The 701-nt window shown below is 67.0% G+C and carries 1 protein-coding gene; it reads left to right on the top strand.

Annotated elements, in window-relative coordinates; all coding sequences use genetic code 11:
- On the top strand, nt 1-494 hold a 494-nt coding region (locus JCM12296_RS35380), incomplete at its 5' end, for an FAD-dependent oxidoreductase (RefSeq protein WP_172684292.1).
- Nucleotides 495-701 lie beyond the last annotated feature (207 nt).

The following is a 701-nucleotide window of genomic DNA, read 5'->3' as shown; positions in this document are numbered from 1 at the left end:
TGACTCTTTTTGAAAAGGAACCCGAAGCCGGCGGCCTTTTGCGCTATGGCATCGGTCCCCACCGGTTGCCCCGGGAGATCCTGGACCGGGAGCTGGCCTTCATCCGGTCTTTGGGCGTCGATATCCGGACGGGCCGGGCGATTGATCTTGGCAGTGATTTCTCCGACCTCAAGCAGCGTTTCGCCGCCATTTTGCTCACCGTGGGCTCGTGGGCCGACCGGTGGCTGGGGGCCGAAGGCGAGACCCTGGACGGGGTGATGGGGTGTCTGGCTTTTTTGGGGCAGTTCTACCACGGCGCAATCACCTCCCTGGACGAACGCGTGGCCGTTATCGGCGACGGCAACGCCGCCTTCGACCTGGCTCGCGTGCTGCGCCGCCTGGGCGCCCGGGTGACCCTGATCTCCTGGTTCCCCCAGGCGATGATTCCCGCCGATGCCGATGAGGTCGCGGCGGCCTGGCCGAGGGCATTGCCATTGTGGAAAGTCGCCAGGTGACGGCCTTCAACGGTGCGGACGGACGACTCCGGGACCTCACCCTGATGCCGACCGTACCGGGCGAGCCGGATGCAAGGAATTCCCTGGCCGGTGATCGTCGAGGGGGCCGCGGCCGAGCGTATGACCGTGGATCGCGCCATCGTGGCCATTGGCCAGCGCGGCACGCACACGACCGGTCTGACGGCCATCCGGCCACGCCTGCCGGGT

Origin of the sequence: Desulfosarcina cetonica JCM 12296 (assembly GCF_001311845.1) — a bacterium.
Classification (GTDB): domain Bacteria; phylum Desulfobacterota; class Desulfobacteria; order Desulfobacterales; family Desulfosarcinaceae; genus Desulfosarcina; species Desulfosarcina cetonica.
The sequence above is the reverse complement of the archived record's forward strand: the minus strand, read 5'-3'. Positions and strand labels throughout refer to the sequence as shown.